Source organism: Brevundimonas sp. AVps4 (genome assembly GCF_058681525.1).
The window spans coordinates 1,120,407-1,136,199 of sequence record NZ_CM178741.1 but is presented as its reverse complement, the minus strand read 5'-3'; the positions used below and the strand labels follow the sequence as shown (position 1 = coordinate 1,136,199).

At 68.6% G+C, this 15,793-nt stretch carries 12 protein-coding genes; 8 read left to right on the top strand and 4 right to left on the bottom strand.

Annotated features, from left to right (window positions below; genetic code table 11):
- Position 1 precedes the first annotated feature (1 nt).
- Entirely contained in the window at positions 2 to 604 is a 603-nt protein-coding gene (locus ACW178_RS05595) for a cysteine hydrolase family protein (RefSeq protein WP_492024941.1), read from the top strand.
- 36 nt (positions 605 to 640) lie between these two features.
- Here ACW178_RS05595 and ACW178_RS05590 read toward each other — a convergent pair whose 3' ends face one another.
- Positions 641 to 1,534, bottom strand: coding sequence for an SDR family oxidoreductase (locus ACW178_RS05590; protein ID WP_191555188.1), 894 nt, complete (start codon positions 1,532 to 1,534; stop codon positions 641 to 643).
- Positions 1,535 to 1,751: 217 nt separating this feature from the next.
- Here ACW178_RS05590 and ACW178_RS05585 point away from each other — a divergent pair, with 217 nt between their 5' ends.
- Positions 1,752 to 2,564, top strand: a complete 813-nt coding sequence (locus tag ACW178_RS05585; RefSeq protein ID WP_191555187.1) for an alpha/beta fold hydrolase — start codon at positions 1,752 to 1,754, stop codon at positions 2,562 to 2,564.
- The gene (locus tag ACW178_RS05580) at positions 2,565 to 4,472 is read left to right on the top strand and encodes a response regulator (protein WP_492024940.1); all 1,908 of its coding nucleotides are present in this window, start codon (positions 2,565 to 2,567) and stop codon (positions 4,470 to 4,472) included.
- Between the two features lie 4 nt (positions 4,473 to 4,476).
- Here ACW178_RS05580 and ACW178_RS05575 read toward each other — a convergent pair whose 3' ends face one another.
- Positions 4,477 to 5,091 (bottom strand): TetR/AcrR family transcriptional regulator, encoded by a 615-nt coding sequence (locus tag ACW178_RS05575; protein WP_054764819.1) that lies wholly within the window; start codon positions 5,089 to 5,091, stop codon positions 4,477 to 4,479.
- Positions 5,092 to 5,150: 59 nt separating this feature from the next.
- Here ACW178_RS05575 and ACW178_RS05570 point away from each other — a divergent pair, with 59 nt between their 5' ends.
- On the top strand, positions 5,151 to 5,936 hold the full coding sequence (locus tag ACW178_RS05570; protein ID WP_306414864.1) for a Coq4 family protein: 786 nt from the start codon (positions 5,151 to 5,153) through the stop codon (positions 5,934 to 5,936).
- Entirely contained in the window at positions 5,936 to 6,388 is a 453-nt protein-coding gene (locus tag ACW178_RS05565; RefSeq protein WP_191555185.1) for a DUF2147 domain-containing protein, read from the top strand. The genes ACW178_RS05570 and ACW178_RS05565 overlap by 1 nt, the downstream gene beginning before the upstream one ends.
- Before the next feature lies 1 nt (position 6,389).
- Here the strand turns inward: ACW178_RS05565 and ACW178_RS05560 are convergent, their stop codons facing one another.
- Positions 6,390 to 8,060: an FAD-binding dehydrogenase gene (locus tag ACW178_RS05560; RefSeq protein ID WP_492024939.1), complete on the bottom strand. Its 1,671-nt coding sequence runs from the start codon at positions 8,058 to 8,060 to the stop codon at positions 6,390 to 6,392.
- 227 nt (positions 8,061 to 8,287) lie between these two features.
- On the opposite strand from ACW178_RS05560, the gene ACW178_RS05555 reads away from it, so the two are divergent.
- The 3 genes from ACW178_RS05555 to ACW178_RS05545 all read left to right on the top strand — a co-directional run bounded on the left by ACW178_RS05555 (position 8,288) and on the right by ACW178_RS05545 (position 14,225).
- Positions 8,288 to 11,284, top strand: a complete 2,997-nt coding sequence (locus ACW178_RS05555; protein WP_492024938.1) for a TonB-dependent receptor — start codon at positions 8,288 to 8,290, stop codon at positions 11,282 to 11,284.
- Positions 11,285 to 11,501: 217 nt separating this feature from the next.
- The gene (locus tag ACW178_RS05550) at positions 11,502 to 11,981 is read left to right on the top strand and encodes a PraA/PraB family alkane oxidation protein activator (RefSeq protein ID WP_152949565.1); all 480 of its coding nucleotides are present in this window, start codon (positions 11,502 to 11,504) and stop codon (positions 11,979 to 11,981) included.
- Between the two features lie 105 nt (positions 11,982 to 12,086).
- Positions 12,087 to 14,225, top strand: coding sequence for a TonB-dependent receptor plug domain-containing protein (locus ACW178_RS05545; protein ID WP_492024937.1), 2,139 nt, complete (start codon positions 12,087 to 12,089; stop codon positions 14,223 to 14,225).
- A 29-nt stretch (positions 14,226 to 14,254) separates the two neighbouring features.
- Here ACW178_RS05545 and ACW178_RS05540 read toward each other — a convergent pair whose 3' ends face one another.
- The gene (locus ACW178_RS05540) at positions 14,255 to 15,748 is read right to left on the bottom strand and encodes a CehA/McbA family metallohydrolase (protein WP_287103484.1); all 1,494 of its coding nucleotides are present in this window, start codon (positions 15,746 to 15,748) and stop codon (positions 14,255 to 14,257) included.
- Between the last annotated feature and the right edge of the window lie 45 nt (positions 15,749 to 15,793).

Below are 15,793 nucleotides of genomic sequence, written 5' to 3'. Positions count from 1 at the left end.
CATGGCCGAGGGTCTGCGCGAGGCCGTGCCGGAGAATGCGGTGCGTCTGTGCATCGACATGCAGCGGATGTTCGTCGAGGAGACGGCGTGGCGACTGGACTGGGCCGAGCGGGTCATGCCCCAGATCGTGCGCCTGTGCGAACGCCGGCCCGAACGGACCGCCTTCACCCGCTTCATCCCCGCCGCCCGACCGGGAGAAGGTCGCGGCGCCTGGCGCCGCTACTGGACGCGCTGGGCCTCCATGACCCTGGAGCGAATCGATCCCGGCCTGGTCGATCTGGCCCTGCCGCTTCAGCGGTTCGTCCCGCCCGGCCGGCTGATCGACAAACACGTCTATTCGCCCTGGGTGGGCTCGGACCTGGACGCGGTCCTGAGCCGCAGCGGGGTGGATACGCTGATCGTCACCGGGGGCGAGACCGACGTCTGCGTTCTGGCGACCGTGCTGGCGGCCGTCGATCTGGGCTATCGGGTGGTGATCGCCCAGGATGCGGTCTGCAGCTCGGCCGATGGCCCCCATGACGATCTCCTGCGCCTCTATCACGACCGCTTCTCGCAGCAGATCGAGACGGCGACGGTCGACGAAATCCTGGACGGCTGGCGCTGACAGGCGGACCGGTCATGGGCCGGTCCGCCGTCTGCCTCAGGCTATGCCCGCCCCGCCGGTGACGCCATAGACCTCGCCGGTGACGTAGCTGGCCTCCTGGGACGCCAGAAGCACATAGACGGGCGCGATCTCGACCGGCTGGCCGGGCCGGCCGTAGGCGCTCTGTTCGCCGAAGTGGACCACCTTCTCCATCGGCTGGCCGCCCGAGGGCTGAAGCACGGTCCAGAAGGGGCCGGGCGCCACGGCGTTGACGCGAATTCCCTTCTCGAGCAGCTGTTTGGACAGGGCCTTGGTGTAGGCGACGATCCCCGCCTTGGTGGTCGCATAGTCCAGCAGAATGGCCGAGGGCTCATAGGCCTGGATCGAGGCGGTGGTGATCACCGCCGCCCCGGCCGGCAGGTGGGGGACCGCCGCCTGGACGATCCAGTGCAGGGCGTAGAGATTGGTCTTCATCGTCCGGTCGAAATCCTCGGTCGAGACCTCGCCGACGCTCTCGCGGTACTGCTGGCGACCGGCGTTGACCACCAGAATGTCCAGCCCGCCCAGACCCTCGACCGCCTTGGACACCAGGTCGCGGCACCAGGCCTCGTCGGTCACGTCGCCGGGCAGGCGGACGGCCTTGCGCCCTTCGGCCTCGATCAGCTGCGCCACCTCGGCGGCGTCCTTCTCTTCGGACGGCAGATAGGACAGGGCGACGTCCGCCCCTTCGCGGGCGTAGGCGATGGCGGCGGCCCGGCCGATGCCGGAATCGCCCCCGGTGATCAGGGCCTTGCGCCCAGCCAAGCGGCCCGAGCCCTTGTAGCTGGTCTCCCCATGGTCCGGTTTCGGGTCCATCTCCACCGCCAGGCCCGGCGCCGGCTGGGGCTGCTCGGGGAAGGGCGGGCGGGGGTATTGGTCGCGGGGGTCCTGCATCGTCAAACGATCGGCCATGACGTCTCCTCTCGGCTGGGTCGCGTGAACAACACGAGGCTCCCGCGCCCGTTCCGATCAAAAGCCGTCACAGAGCCCAGCGCGGACAACTGACGAAGCCCGCGTAACGCCGATCTGTGGTTGCGAAACGCAAGAAGCGGATTTTTAAGGTTTTTTCGAAATAACTGCTCAGGTCGGCCTGACAGTCGTCGCAAATGAAAGTTGAGCGGACGACGCCATGACGATTCTGAGCCGCAACAACGTCGCCGTCACGGGTCACACGGGTCCGGTTCTTCTGTTCTCGCACGGCTTCGGCTGCGACCAGGGCATGTGGAGATCGGTCGCCGATCGGTTCGACGGCGTGGCCCGCATCGTCCTGTTCGACCATGTCGGCGCCGGCGCCTCGGACAGCGCCTGTTTCGATCCCGAACGTCACGCCGATCTGGGCGGCTACGCCGACGACCTGATCGAGGTGATCGAGGCGGTCGGCCTGGGTCCGGTCGTCTTCATCGGCCATTCGGTGGGCGCCAGCATCGGCGTCATCGCCGCCGTCCGGCGACCCGACCTGTTCCAGTCCCTGGCCCTGGTGTGCGGTTCGCCCCGCTATACGGACGCAGAAGACTATCGCGGCGGTTTCGCCCCGGCTGACATCGCCGATCTGCTGGCCCTGATGGACAAGAACATCGCCGAATGGACGACGGCCGTGGCGCCTGCGATCCTCGGGCCGTCAGCGGCTCAGGGCCAGGCCGACTGGAGCGCCAGCGTGTGCCGGGTCGATCCCGACATCGCCCGCCATTTCGCCCGCACCACCTTCCAGGCCGACGACCGCGACGCCTTTGCGGCCCTGGCTCTCCCCACCCTGTTGCTGGACAGCCGCGACGACGCCCTGGCGCCGACCTTCGTCGGGGATTGGATGGAGCGCCACATCCCCCAGGCGCGCCGGGTCGTCCTGCCGACCGAGGGCCACTGTCCCCATATGACCGAACCCGATCTGGTCGAGGCGGCCCTGCGTCGCCATCTGGACCTGCCGCCGCTGGACCTGGCGGCCTAGATGCAAAGTCCGTCCGTCCTGCTGGATCTGTTGAGCCAGGCGCCGGGCGGCCTGGGCCTGGTCGATCCCCATGGTCGGTTGCTGTGGCTGAACGACTATCTGGCCGACCTGCTGGACCTGCACGCCGGAGACCAGGCCGAGGATCGCCGTCTGGTCGATCATCTGACGCCCGCCAGCCGGATCATGGTTCAGACGCGGCTTCGTCAGGAGCTGGCGATGGGCGGGCGGCTGGAGGAGCTGGCCCTGGATGTGCTCGCCTCCAACGGCGATCGGATTCCGGTCATGGTCAGCGCCGCCCAGACCCAGGGGACCGAAGGGCCGCTGATTCAACTGTGCGTCTCGCGCGCGCCCGTTCGTCGCGCCTATGAGGCTGCGGCGCCCCTGGCCGAAAAGCGCGCCGAGGCGGAACGCCGGTCCGCCCGCGACGTGATCTCCGCCTTCGTGCGCCATTGCCCTGTGCCCTTGATCATGACGGATGCCGACCTGGTGGCGACCGGCGTCAGCCAGGCCTGGGAAAAGACCTACGGCCGACCGGCGCAGGACATGGTCGGACAGAGGGTGGACTCGCCGGCCAGGGCGCGCCCGGCCCAGATCGATTGGCCCAAGGTCTACGCCCGCGCCCTCGCCGGAGAGGCGATGAGCAGCGACGGGCCCGTCCGCTCGGCCCTGGTCGACATGTGGTTCGAATGGGCGGTCATACCCTGGCGCGACGCCGAAGGGGCGATCGGCGGCCTGCTGCTGATGAATTTCGACGTCTCAGCCCTGGTCCGCGCGCGCGACGCCGCCGCCGCCGCCGACGCGGCCAAGTCGCGCTTCCTGGCCAATCTGAGCCATGAACTGCGCACGCCGCTGAACAGCGTCCTGGCGCCGCTGGAACTGCTGCGCGGACACGCCCTGCCCGAGGCGGCCCACAAGGCGCTGGAGACCGTGGCCCAGGCCGGGGCCGAGGTGACGCGCCGCATCACCACCCTGCTGGACTTCTCGCAGCTGGAAGGCGGAGGCTTCACGCCCCAGTCGTCGCCCCTGTCGGCGCGGACCCTGTGCGACGAGGTGCTGACGGAATGCGCCGACCTGATCGGCGACCGGCCGATCGTCCTGAGCGGCCCGGACACGGGCGCCGACGTCCAGGTTTCGGCCGACGGCGACGCCCTGAAGCGCATCCTGATCCAGCTGGTCGCCAATGGGGTGAAGTTCACCGAGACCGGCGCAGTTTCTCTGGATGTCCAATACGAAGACGACGCCCTGGTCTTCACCGTCGCCGACACCGGCTGCGGTTTCGACATCGACAGTTTCGACGCCCTCGTCCGCCCCTTCCATCAGCGCTACGTCACCGCGACACGGAAACACGGCGGCATGGGTCTGGGCCTGGCCCTGGCCGACGGCCTGGCCCGCGCCGTTGGCGGCGAACTGACCGCCCAGAGCACGATCGGCGTCGGCAGCCGCGTGACCTTGCGCGCGCCGGCGGTTCTGCTGTCGACGCCCGGGGTCAGGTCCGCCGCGACCGATGCGGAGCCCGCCGCCCTCCGCATCCTGGCCGTGGACGACAATCCCGCCAATCTGGCGGTGCTGAACGCGGTTCTGGCCGCTACGGGCGCGGAAGTCACCTGCGCCGAGAACGGGCTGGAAGCGGTCGAACTGAGCCGGTCGATGGATTTCGACCTGGTGCTGATGGACGTTCAGATGCCGGTGATGGACGGTTTGACGGCGATGCGGATCATCCGGGCCGAACACCCCTGTCCGCCCCCGATGATCGTCGTCAGCGCCAACGTCTCTCGCCCCGAGGTCGCCGAGGCGCGGGCGGCCGGCGCGGTCGAGGTGCTGGGCAAACCCGTCGGCGCCGCCGTGCTGTTGCAGACCGTCGGCGCCGTGCTTCAGGCGGCGGCGGAACAGGCGTCCCAGGCCGCCTGAACGGCTACTCCCCCCGCTCGGCCTTCAGCAGGAAATAGGGCAGCAGGCCGGCGACCACCTGGCGGCTGGCCTCCTCGTCCTGATCCAGCATGTCGCGCAGAGGCGGGCCGATCAGGGCCTCGCCGAAGGCGCTGAGCGCAATGAACAGAACCGCCGACGACAGCTGTTTGGGCGAGGTGGTCAGGGGATCGCCCAGCTTGTCGCGGATCGCCTCGACCAGACCGTTCACCGCCGCCCGGACCGGTTCCAGATGGGTCAGGTCGCCCTTCAGCACGATCCAGGCGGCCAGCTTGCCCGCCCCGCCTTCCGCAAAGGCGTCGAAGACGGCGTTGATCAGCTCCAGCGGCGCCCCCTCGTCGGTGCGCAGCCGGGCGATGGCGGCGTCCAGGGCGTTCGACAGATCCGCCACCATCGACCCCATCAGGGCCGACTGCAGCCCCTCGGCCGAACCGAAATGGTGGATCAGATTGGCGTGGGTCATGCCCAGGTCGTCGGCGACGGCCTTCAGGGTGACCGAGTCCGGCCCGCCCGCCAAAAGGCGCGCGCGCGCGCAGGCCAGAACCTCCAGCCGGGCTTCTTCAGGGGTGCGACGACGGCGACGAACGCGCTCTATTGACATTGTTGTTAGTTACATCCATGTAGATAGCACTGGTTAAGCTCAGCGCCCGGAGAGAGCAAGTGACGGCTGAACTGATGATGGACGACGCCCTGGTCGATGCGCGCCCCCGCAGCGACAGTCTGGGGCGGCCCCGGCGGATCGAAATCGGCCGGGCCTTTCGCGCCCTGCGCCGCCTGATCGCGAACAAGGAAGACACCACCCAGGTGTTCGAGATCATGAACGCCCTGGCCGGAAACTCGGTGCGGCGCGGCTATATGCGCATGCTGGAGACGCCCGAGGGCGCGCGCCAGGCCTTCAAGATGGTCGAGCTGGCGGACCGGCTGCACGACCGCCCCTGGCTGGAATCCATGCCCGCCGGATCGGTGGGCCGCGCCTATCTGGACTTCATCGACGAACGCAATCTGTCGGCCTACGGCCTGGCGAACGAGAGCCGCAAGGTGGCCGACAGCGACATAGAGGCGGCCCACCCCTACGCCTGGTACGCCCGGCGCCTGCGCGACATCCATGACCTGTGGCACGTTCTGGCGGGCTATCGCACGGATGCGCTGGGCGAGGCCTGCGTGGTCGCCCTGTCCCTGCCCCAGACGGGCAGCAAGGGCTTCGGTCTGATCGCCATCGGCGCCGCCGTCGAGATCACCAAGGCCCGCACCGGCTATCCCTGCGCCCGCGCCGTCTTCGAGGCCTGGCGCCGGGGGCGGAAGGCGGCCTGGCTGCCGGCCCTGGACTATGAGGCCCTGATGTCCGAGCCGCTGGATCAGGCGCGGGCGCGGCTGGGCCTGGGAGGGCCGACCCTCTACGACCGCATCCCGGTCGAGGTCCGCAACCGCCTGCTGGTCCGGGGCTGATGCGCCGCCCGACCTGGCCCGCCGCCCTGACCCTGGCCGGCGGGGTCCTGACCGGAGCGGTGATGGCCGCCGCCCCGGCCTCGGCCCAGGACAGTCCGCTGCTGGGGCGGTGGCGCACCGCCGCCCAGGGCGGGGTGGTCGAAATCCACCGCTGCGGCGCCGCCCTGTGCGGCCGAGTGGTGGACGCCGCCCCCCTGCGCCGAAATCCCGATCAGACCGATGTGCGCAACCGCGACCCGGACTTGCGGAGCCGGCCGCTCAGGGGGCTGCGCGTTCTGGACGGCTTCACCGGCGGCCCCACGACCTGGTCCGGCGGCCCCCTCTATGACCCGGACAGCGGCCAGCGCGCGTCGCGCGGAACCCTGACCCTGGTCGAGAACGATCGTCTGTCCGTGCGGGGCTGTATCGCCCCCCTTCTGTGCCGCACCCAGACCTGGACCCGGCTGCGCTAGATCAGCCCGCCATCGCCCGTCCCGCCGCCCGTCCGGTGAACAGGCAGCCGCCCAGGAAGGTGCCCTCCAGGGCGTTGTAACCGTGGGCGCCCCCGCCGCCGAACCCCGCCGCCTCGCCCGCCGCATAGAGACCCTCCAGCACCGTTCCGTCGGCCCGCAACACCCGGCTGTCCAGATCCGTCTGCACCCCGCCCAGGCTCTTGCGCGTCAGAACGCTCAGCTTGACCCCGATCAGGGGGCCGGCCGCCGGGTCCAGCAGACGGTGCGGTTTCGCCACCCGCGCCAGCCGGTCGCCCAGATAGCGGCGGGCGTTGTGGACCCCCTGGACCTGCAGATCCTTGGCGAAGGGGTTGGCCATCTGGGCGTCGCGCGCCTCCACCACCCGCCGCACCGCCTCGGCCTTCAGCAGGGGCGTCGGCGTCAGGGCGTTCATGCCCGCCACCAGGGTCTCCAGATCCTGGGCTGCCACGAAGTCCGCCCCCCTGGCCTTGAAGGCCTCGACCTCGGGCGAGGCGCCCTTGCCCAGCCGCGTCTTCAGCACCCGCAGCCAGTCGCCCGAGGTGATGTCGCCGTTCTGCTCCGAGCCAGAGAGGGCGAACTCCTTTTCGATGATCGACTGGGTCAGGATGAACCAGGAATGGTCGTGCTCAGCCAGGTCCGGCGTTGTGCGCAGATAGCGCAGGGTCGACAGGGTGTCATAGCCCGGCAGGGCGGGGAAAGGCAGTCGCCGCCCCAGGGCGTCCAGCCACAGGGACGAGGGGCCGGGCAGGATGCGAATGCCGTGTCCGGGCCAGATCGGGTTCCAGTTCCGCAGCCCCTCGACATAGTGCCACATCCGGTCCCGGTTCACGAGGCGGGCGCCCGCCGCCTCGGCGATGTCCAACCCCCGTCCGTCGACATAGGCGGGCACGCCGGTGACCATCGTCCGCGGCGGCCGTCCCAGCCGTTTGGGCCAGAAGCGGCGCACCTTGTCGTGGTTCCCGCCGATGCCGCCGGTGGCGATCAGGACCGACGGCGCCCGCAGGGTGAAATCGCCCACGACCTCGCGGCTGGAGGCCGCGCCCCGCGGAGCCTCGCTGGGCGCCAGGCGGACGCCCGACACGCCGGTCACGCGGCCGGCCTCGACGATCAGCTGATCCACCCGACTGCGGAAGTGAAAGGTCAGCCGCCCCTGGGTCTGGGCCTCCAGGGCGCGGGCGGCGAAAGGACCGCTGACGCCCGTCCCCGTGCCCCAGGGCACATGAAAACGCGGGACGGAGTTGCCGTGCCCCTGGGCCCGGCCGTCGCCCCGTTCGGCCCAGCCGACCATGGGGGTGAGGCGGATTCCATGGCGGCGCAGCCAGTCGCGCTTTTCGCCGGCGGCGAACTCGACATAGGCCCGGCCCCAGCGGGCGGCCCATTCGTCCTCGGCCAGGGCGCCGTCCAGCCGGTCCCAGCCGGCGCTGCCGCGCCAGTCGGACCAGGCCAGGTCGAAACTGTCGCGCACCCCCAGACGCCGCTGTTCGGGACTGTCGACCAGAAACAGGCCGCCGAAGGACCAATAGGCCTGGCCGCCCAGATTGGCGGCGTTCTCCTGATCCACCACCGCCACCTTGCGCCCGGCCTGGACCAGTTCGTTCGCAGCGACCAGTCCAGCCAGCCCCGCCCCGACGATTATGGCGTCGCAGTCCATCGCGCCCTCTCCCGATCCGCGCCCTCAGCCCTCGCCGAAAGTCCGAAATCACACCGTCTGCGGATGGCCGTCAACCGACACAATTGTCAATAGGTATTGACATGAGAGTGAGTAGTGCGAAGCTGGCGACAACCGCCGGTGGCCCCGCCCCGCCGAGCGGAAACATCAGGCGGGAGGAAACGCACATCAGGACGCCGTCTCCGGTCGGCGTGCTCAGGGAGGATCACATGGTTTCAGCCGTCCGCACTCGCGCGCGCCTTGCGCTCTCGGTCTCCGTCACAGCCCTGCTGATGGCTGGAGCCCCCGCCTTGGCCCAGACGACGCCGCCCGCAGCTCCAGCGCCGCAGGCAGGTCAGACCTCGCCCGCCGTGGTGGACGACATCATCGTGACCGCCCAGAAGCGCGAACAGTCCGTTCAGGACGTGCCCATCGCCGTCTCGGCCCTGTCGGCCGAGGCCCTGGAATCGCGCCAGATCGAGGGGGGATCGGAACTGCTGCGCGCCGTGCCGAACGTGGCCTTCTCCAAATCCAACTTCAGCATGTACAACTTCTCGATCCGCGGGATCGGGACCAAGGCGGTGTCCGCCTCCAGCGACCCGGCCGTGGCCGTCAGCTTCAACAACACTCCCCTGATCCGCAACCGCCTGTTCGAGCAGGAGTATCTGGACGTCGCCCGGGTCGAGGTGCTGCGTGGGCCGCAGGGCACCCTGTATGGCCGCAACGCCACCGGCGGCGTCGTCAACATGTTCCCCGAACTGCCCAAGTTCCGGTCGGAGGGCTTCGCGGCCGGGGAACTGGGCAACTATGACAGCCGGCGCGGCCAGGCCATGCTCAACGTCCCCTTCGGCGACACCTTCGCCGTGCGCGGCGCCTTCGGCTTCACCCAGCGCGACGGCTTCGACTACAACAGCTTCAACGACACCCATGTGAACGACCGCGACCTGTTCACCACCCGTCTGTCGGCCCGGTGGGAGCCGACGGCGCGGTTCCGCGCCAATGCGATCTGGGAGCATTTCGAGGAAGACGACCACCGCTCCCGCACCGGCAAACAGCTGTGCACCACCGATCCGGGCCCGACCCAGGTCGGTTCGGCGACGATCACCACCCCTTACAATCAAGATCAGTTGAGCCAGGGCTGTCTGCCGGGTTCACTGTATTCCGACGCCGCCTATGGGGCGCCCAACGGTGGTTCCTTCGGGCCGATCCGGCTGCTGTCCGGTTTCTTCAGCCTGGGCGGCTTCGACGCAAACGGCGCCAGCGTCTATCCGATCCCACAGGGCTTCGACCCCTATGAGGGCGTCGTGCAGTCGCGAGACCTGCGTGAGATCGCCACCAACTACGATCCCGTCTTCCGGGCCGAGAACGACGTCGTCCAGGTCAATCTCGAATTCGACCTGACCGACACCCTGACCCTGTTCTCACAGACCGCCTACGCCAAGGACGACTATTATGCGTCGCAGGACTATGCGCGCTACGTCTCCAACCCCGCCTTCTCGGACAGCAGCCAGGTGTTCGACTTCTTCGGCGACCTGATTCCGTCGCCGGCCGCGCCCGGCGGCGTCTACACCGATCCGCAACTTGGGCCGTCAAACCGGATCCTGTCGGCCGACATCAGCCAGTCCGACAATCGACAATGGTATCAGGAGTTCCGCCTTCAGTCCGACATGGCGGGCGATTTCAACTTCAGCCTCGGCGCCAACTATTTGGACTTCAAGTCGCAGGACGATTACTACGTTTTCAACAACACCTTCTCCTACCTCGCCGAATATTTCTACAACTTCGAGCTGGGTCCGGACGGAAGTTCGCAAACCGTACCCTGCGATGACGATCGCGTGTTCGAATGCGTCTATGTCGATCCCAATCCGCTGAGCGAGATCAACGGCGAGGGTCACAACTATTTCCGCAGCAAAAACGTCGTCCACACCCGCTCCTGGGCCGTCTTCGGCGAGGGCTATTGGGACCTGACGCCGGAACTGCGGCTGACGACCGGCCTGCGCTATACCGAGGACCGCAAGGACACGACACCCTATCCCAGCCAGCTGCTGCTGGGCGCGCCGCTCGGCGGCGGGTCCGGTCCGGGGTCGGGCGGATTCGTGCGTCGGGGCTATTACGCCCTGCCGGACATCGAACAGAAGTGGGAGGCGGTCACCGGCCGGATCGTGCTGGATTGGACACCCGATCTGTCCTTCACCGACGACACCCTGGTCTACGCCTCCTTCTCCCGCGGCTATAAGGGCGGCGGCACCAACCCGCCTCGCCTGGAGCTGGACCCCAAGGTCGTCCAGTATCAGCCCCTGGCCAGCACCTTTGATCCCGAATACGTCAACGCCTTCGAAATCGGCGCCAAGAATACGCTGATGGACGGGGCGCTGCGGCTGAATGCGACCGGTTTCTACTATGATTACAAGGACTATCAGGTTTCCCAGATCGTCGATCGCATCTCATTGAATGAGAATTTCGACGCTGAAATCTGGGGTCTGGAGCTTGAAGCGGTCTACCGGCCGACGCCCAGTTTCCAGATCGACGGCAATCTCGGCTATCTGAAGTCCCGTATCGCCGACGGCGAGCGGTCCATCAACGTCATGGACCGCACCCAAGGCGACCCCGACTGGATCACCATCCGTCCCTGGATCCAGGTGCCGTCGAACTGCATCGCCCCGCGCGCCTATGCTGAAACCATCCTCAACAGCGCTTTCGGACCCGACGCGGCCAATCTGGCTCTGAGCGCCCTGTGCGCCGGCTCGTCGCGGTTCGGCACCTTCAACCCCAACTTCGAGTCCATCCTTCCCTTCTGGGCCCTGTACGGCTTCACCTACGACCCGCTGACCGAGGCGCCGAACGGCGGACGGGGTTTCGAGGCCGACCTGGGCGGCAACGAACTGCCCAATTCGCCCAACTGGACCGCCAACATCGGAGCCCAGTACAGCTGGTTCCTGGGCGATTGGGACCTGACCCTGCGCGGCGACTATTATCGCCAGGGCGAGAGCTTCTTCCGCGTCTACAACACCGAATACGACCGGCTGGAGGGCTGGGACAATCTGAACCTGTCGGTGTCCCTGACCAATGAGGCGCGGGGCCTGAAGCTCCAGGCCTATGTCAAGAACGTCTTCGACGATGCGCCCATCGTCGACGCCTTCACCAACTCGGACGACACCGGGCTGACGACCAATGTCTTCACCCTGGACCCGCGGCTGTTCGCCGTGCGGCTGACCAAGTCGTTCTGAGGCTGACGTCAGGCCGGTCTTCCCGGCCACCCTGTAAGGCCGTCCCCGACGTCAAGAGACGCCGACAGGACGGCCTTATGTCGTTTTACATCATTGAAAAATATACGTATTTCTCCTTGACTCCAACCTACCTTCCGCGTTGTAAGTACATCGCCCCTAGCGGGTGAACACACGCTCAACGGGTCCAACCAAGGCCCCATTCAAAGGGAGGACTACCATGATCAAGACGCTTTCCATCGCCGCTGCGGCGCTCGCTTCCGTCGCCGTCGCTTCCCCCAGCTTCGCCCAATCCTTCTCGCCCAGTTCGGGCAGCGTATCCGGATCGGGTTCTGTGACCCTGTCGCAAACGATCAGCGTCACCTGCAACGTCTCCATCACCGCAAGCCCGCTGAGCGCGACCAGCGCGCCCATTCCGACGCGCAGCATCTCGCCCGGCGGCATCGCCTGCTTGGCCGTTGCGCCGTCCGGCGCCTGGAGCGCGGCCGTGGTGCCGGGATCGACCACCTCGATCGCCCTGACCATCGGCGCCAACACCGTGGCCAACGATCCCTGCTACGGCACCGTGGTGGTCGCCTGGAACAATGCGACCAGCACGGCGACCTTCAACAACAACGTCCTGCCCCCCGTGAACCCCGGCGGTCGCAACTGCACCATCGTCAGCGGCTCGATCCGTATTCCGGGTCTGCAAATCCTCTAGGCTCGGCTGGTCCCCGGATCCTAAAACCTGAAAGCCTGGCCGGGCGTCTGCGACGTCCGGCCTTTTTTCTTTCCGCGCGGTCCGGCTCGCTCCTAGATTGTCCCTGTGATCTCCCTCTGTCTCACGCTCGCCGGGTTCAGCGCCGCCGCCGTCCAGGCGACGCCGGCGCCGCAGGCCGATCCGCCCCCGGTGACCGTCCTGCCCGACGTGGAGGTGGCCGCCCGGCGAGGAGCGGCGCGCACCCCGCCCCAGTATGAATATGACGCCGCCCGCATCGACGCCCTCGCCGGCGGCAGCGTCGGCGACGTCCTGGGCCAGGCCGCGCGTCAGTTCAGCCCCGGCCAGCCGCCCGTGATCATCATCAACGGCGTCCGCATGCCGGACCCCTCCGTCTTTCTGGACCTGCCGCCCGACGCCCTGGAAAGGCTGGAGGTCCTGCCGGCCGGTTCGGCGGCGGAATACGGCGGCTCTCCTTCCGGCCGGGTCTTCAACCTGGTCCTGCAGCGCAGTTTCGCCAGCCGCGACGGCGCCCTGACGGCCGCCGCCCCGACCGCCGGCGGCCTGCGTGAGCTTTCGGCCATGGCGCGCCAGTCCCGGCTTCAGGACCGCAACGTCGCCAACCTGACCCTGACCCTGCGCGACGCCTCGGCCCTGCGGGCCGACGATCGCCCGGCCTATCTGCGTGACCACCCCGACAGCGCGGGCGTCAGCCTGACCCCCGAAACCCAGTTCCTTTCGGCCAACGCCGCCTTCAACCGCAGCCTGGGCGACTGGGCCGCCAGCCTGAACGCCTCGGCGAGCCGGACCTCCAGCCGATCGACCGCGCGGGACGCCGACGGCCTGAAGGAGCTCTCCGCCGACACTCGCCGCTGGGAGGTGCGCAGCGGCCTCAGCGGTCCGGTTCTGGACTGGACCGCCCAGGTCAATCTCCTCGCCACCGCCAGCGTCGTGGAGGCCGAAGGCCCGGCGCCCTCTCAGACCGACCTGATGAGTTGGAGCGGCGCGGTCGCCCTGAACCGCAGCCTGCCGGGCCTGGGCGCCGGCCCGATCGCCGTCAATCTGTCCGCCGATGCGAACCGGAACCGAACCCGGACGGAGGCTGGAGGAGAGACGGACCGGCGCGCCACGACGGGCTCCGCCTGGCAGGGGCAGATCAATGTCCCTCTGTCCCAGCCTGCGCCGCCGCCTGGTCTCGAGGGCGAGGCGAAGACCCTGAAAATCGGGGGCGTGAGCCTGGGCGGACTGTCCGTCAGCCTGGGCGCCGGCGGCCGCGACACCGACGCCGGGGGCGGAAACAGTCTGGACCTGGGCGCCGCCTGGCAGCCGCGCGACAAGGTCAGCCTCAGCGCCAGTTGGAACCGCACCCTGACCGCGCCCAGCGACCTGGACCGCTTCGCCCCGCCGCGCCAGGGCCCGAACGCCGTCGTCTATGACTTCCGCACCGGTGAGGCGGTCGAGGTCCAGACCCTGGTCGGCGGAAATCCCGACCTGACCGCCGCCCGGTCCGAAGGCGCGGCTCTAAACCTGTCGCTGGGCCCCTTCACCCGGTGGAGCGTCGGCTTCAACCAGGGCCTGTCCCTGGCCCGCACGAGCGACGGGATCTCGTCGAGTCTTCAGCCGACGCCACAGACCGAGGCCGCCTATCCCGACCGGTTCCTGCGCGATGCGTCGGGCCGTCTCGTTCGGATCGACCTGCGCCCCTTCAACGCCACGGCTTCAGAGACCCGGTCTCTGACCACCAGTCTGAGCCTGAACCCGCCGGTCGATCCGGAGGCCTCCGCCGCGACCTGGACGGTCAACCTGTTTCACACCTGGCGGCTGACCGACCGGACCGAGCTGGGCCGGGGCCTGCCGGTCCTGGATCGTCTGGCCGGTGACGGCGGCGGCGTGTCCGGCCAGGACCTGGGATGGACGCTCAGCCGGATGAAGGGGCCGCTGAAGATCGACGTCACCGGCCGGTGGACGGCGGGCTATCGCAGCCGGGCGACCATCGGTGAAGACGGCCCGGCCGACCTGCGGATCAGCGACTTCGCCCGCCTGGACCTGAAGGCGACCTATCGCCTCTTCCGGGACGTGTCCGGGCGGCGGGCGGAAGGGGCGCGGCTGGAGCTGTCGATCCAGAACCTGACCGACGAACGCCCCTCCGCCCGCCTCGCCGACGGCGCACCCGCCCCCGGTTACGGCCGCGACAGCCGCGACCCCGTCGGCCGCCGCATCGAGCTCACCCTGGGCAAGCGGTTCTAGATGTGGAGGCCCCACAGCGAGAGCCTGCGTCAGGGCGTGATGTAGATCGGATTGCCGATGAGGACGAGGCGACCGTGGATGTCGCGGACCTGAACCCGGATCCAGTGGCGCGCGCCATCTCCGGATACGGCGAAGCTCGCCTCGCCCTCCGCCGGGGTCGGACGGGCCAGGGCCGGAACCAGAGCCGCGTCCTCGATCACCTCGATCTGCCCGCCGGGCACGCCGCGCGCGGTGACGAAGAAGGTCGCCGTCGCTCCCCGAGCCAGCGGGAGCGATCCGCCCATCTCGGCCCGGGCGGGCCCCGCCTCCGCCCGTAGATCCAGCAGCCGATCAGGCCGCATGTCGATATCTATGAACACCCGCCCGGATCGGACGCCCGCCAGCAGCCCCTTGACCGAAAGCTCGGGCATATAGACCGCCGTGGTAGGGGAGCCGAGCGTGCCCAGACGTTCGGTCGGAAGGTCCGGATTGTGGATGTCGCTGCCGCCGATCCCGGTGACGTGTTCGCCCTGATTGAGCAGTCGGTCCCACAGGTCGAACCCCTGTTTAGGGCCCTCGGGCGTGCCGAACTCGTCCAGGGTGCCGCCGTTCACCACCTCGACCGCGCCGATGGAGCCGGGTGGAAGGGGATCGACGGACCAGCCGCAGCCCATACATTCCTCTCCGGTCGCTACGCCGGGGTGGTTGACCGACACCAGGCCGCCGGAGTCGTTGGCCGCCTGAATCCACGACAAGGCGTCCGCAGCGTCGGGCTGCGTCATCCGATATTCAAGAAACTGCGTCAGGCCGAAGACATTGGCGTGGCCGAAGAAGGTCGTCATCTCCCGCCCCGGCGCCAGAAGCATTTTGTCGAAATGCTCCTGCAACTCGCGCATCTCATTATAGTGGGCGGTGGTGTTGTGATCGGTGATGGCGACGAAATCCAGGTTTCGGCCCGCAGCCGTTTCGACGGCGCGATAGACGGGGCAGTGAGTCTCCCGTCCGCTCTGGGCCGCGCAGCTGCCGTCGGAATCGCCGGTGTGGACGTGGAAATCGCCGCGATACCAGCCCGGCGCGGGATTGATCGGGGCGTCTGCGAACTCGACCGGGCGAGGGCGGGTTTCGACGGCGACGCGGGTCTCGTACTCGATCTCGGCGCCGGGTCGGATCTGCGAGGCGCTGAGAACCAGCCGCCAACGTCCCGCCGGCAGCGGGCCGGGCAGATAGCCCGGCGTCGCCTCTTCCGTGGACAGGGTGAAGACGTCGCGGGTCGTGCCGCTCCACCCCCTGAAGCGCTCAGGGTCGAACACGCCGATATCGACCCCTGCGTCCTGGGTGCGCCTGAGATAGCGGAAACGAACGGTCACCCGGGTGGCGCCGGGCGGCACCGTGAAGACCACTTCGCGGTGGGTCTGGTGATCGGCGCGAGTCAGACGGCCGGTGATGACCTGTTCGGGAGGATCGACGCGGCGGTCGGCGGCCAAGGCCGAGCCGGCGGCGAAAAGGACGAGCGCGGCGAGCGTCGCGCCGAGCGGCGTTTTCATGGGGGTCTTTCCTCTTCATCAGAACCGGGACGACGCGCGGCGTCG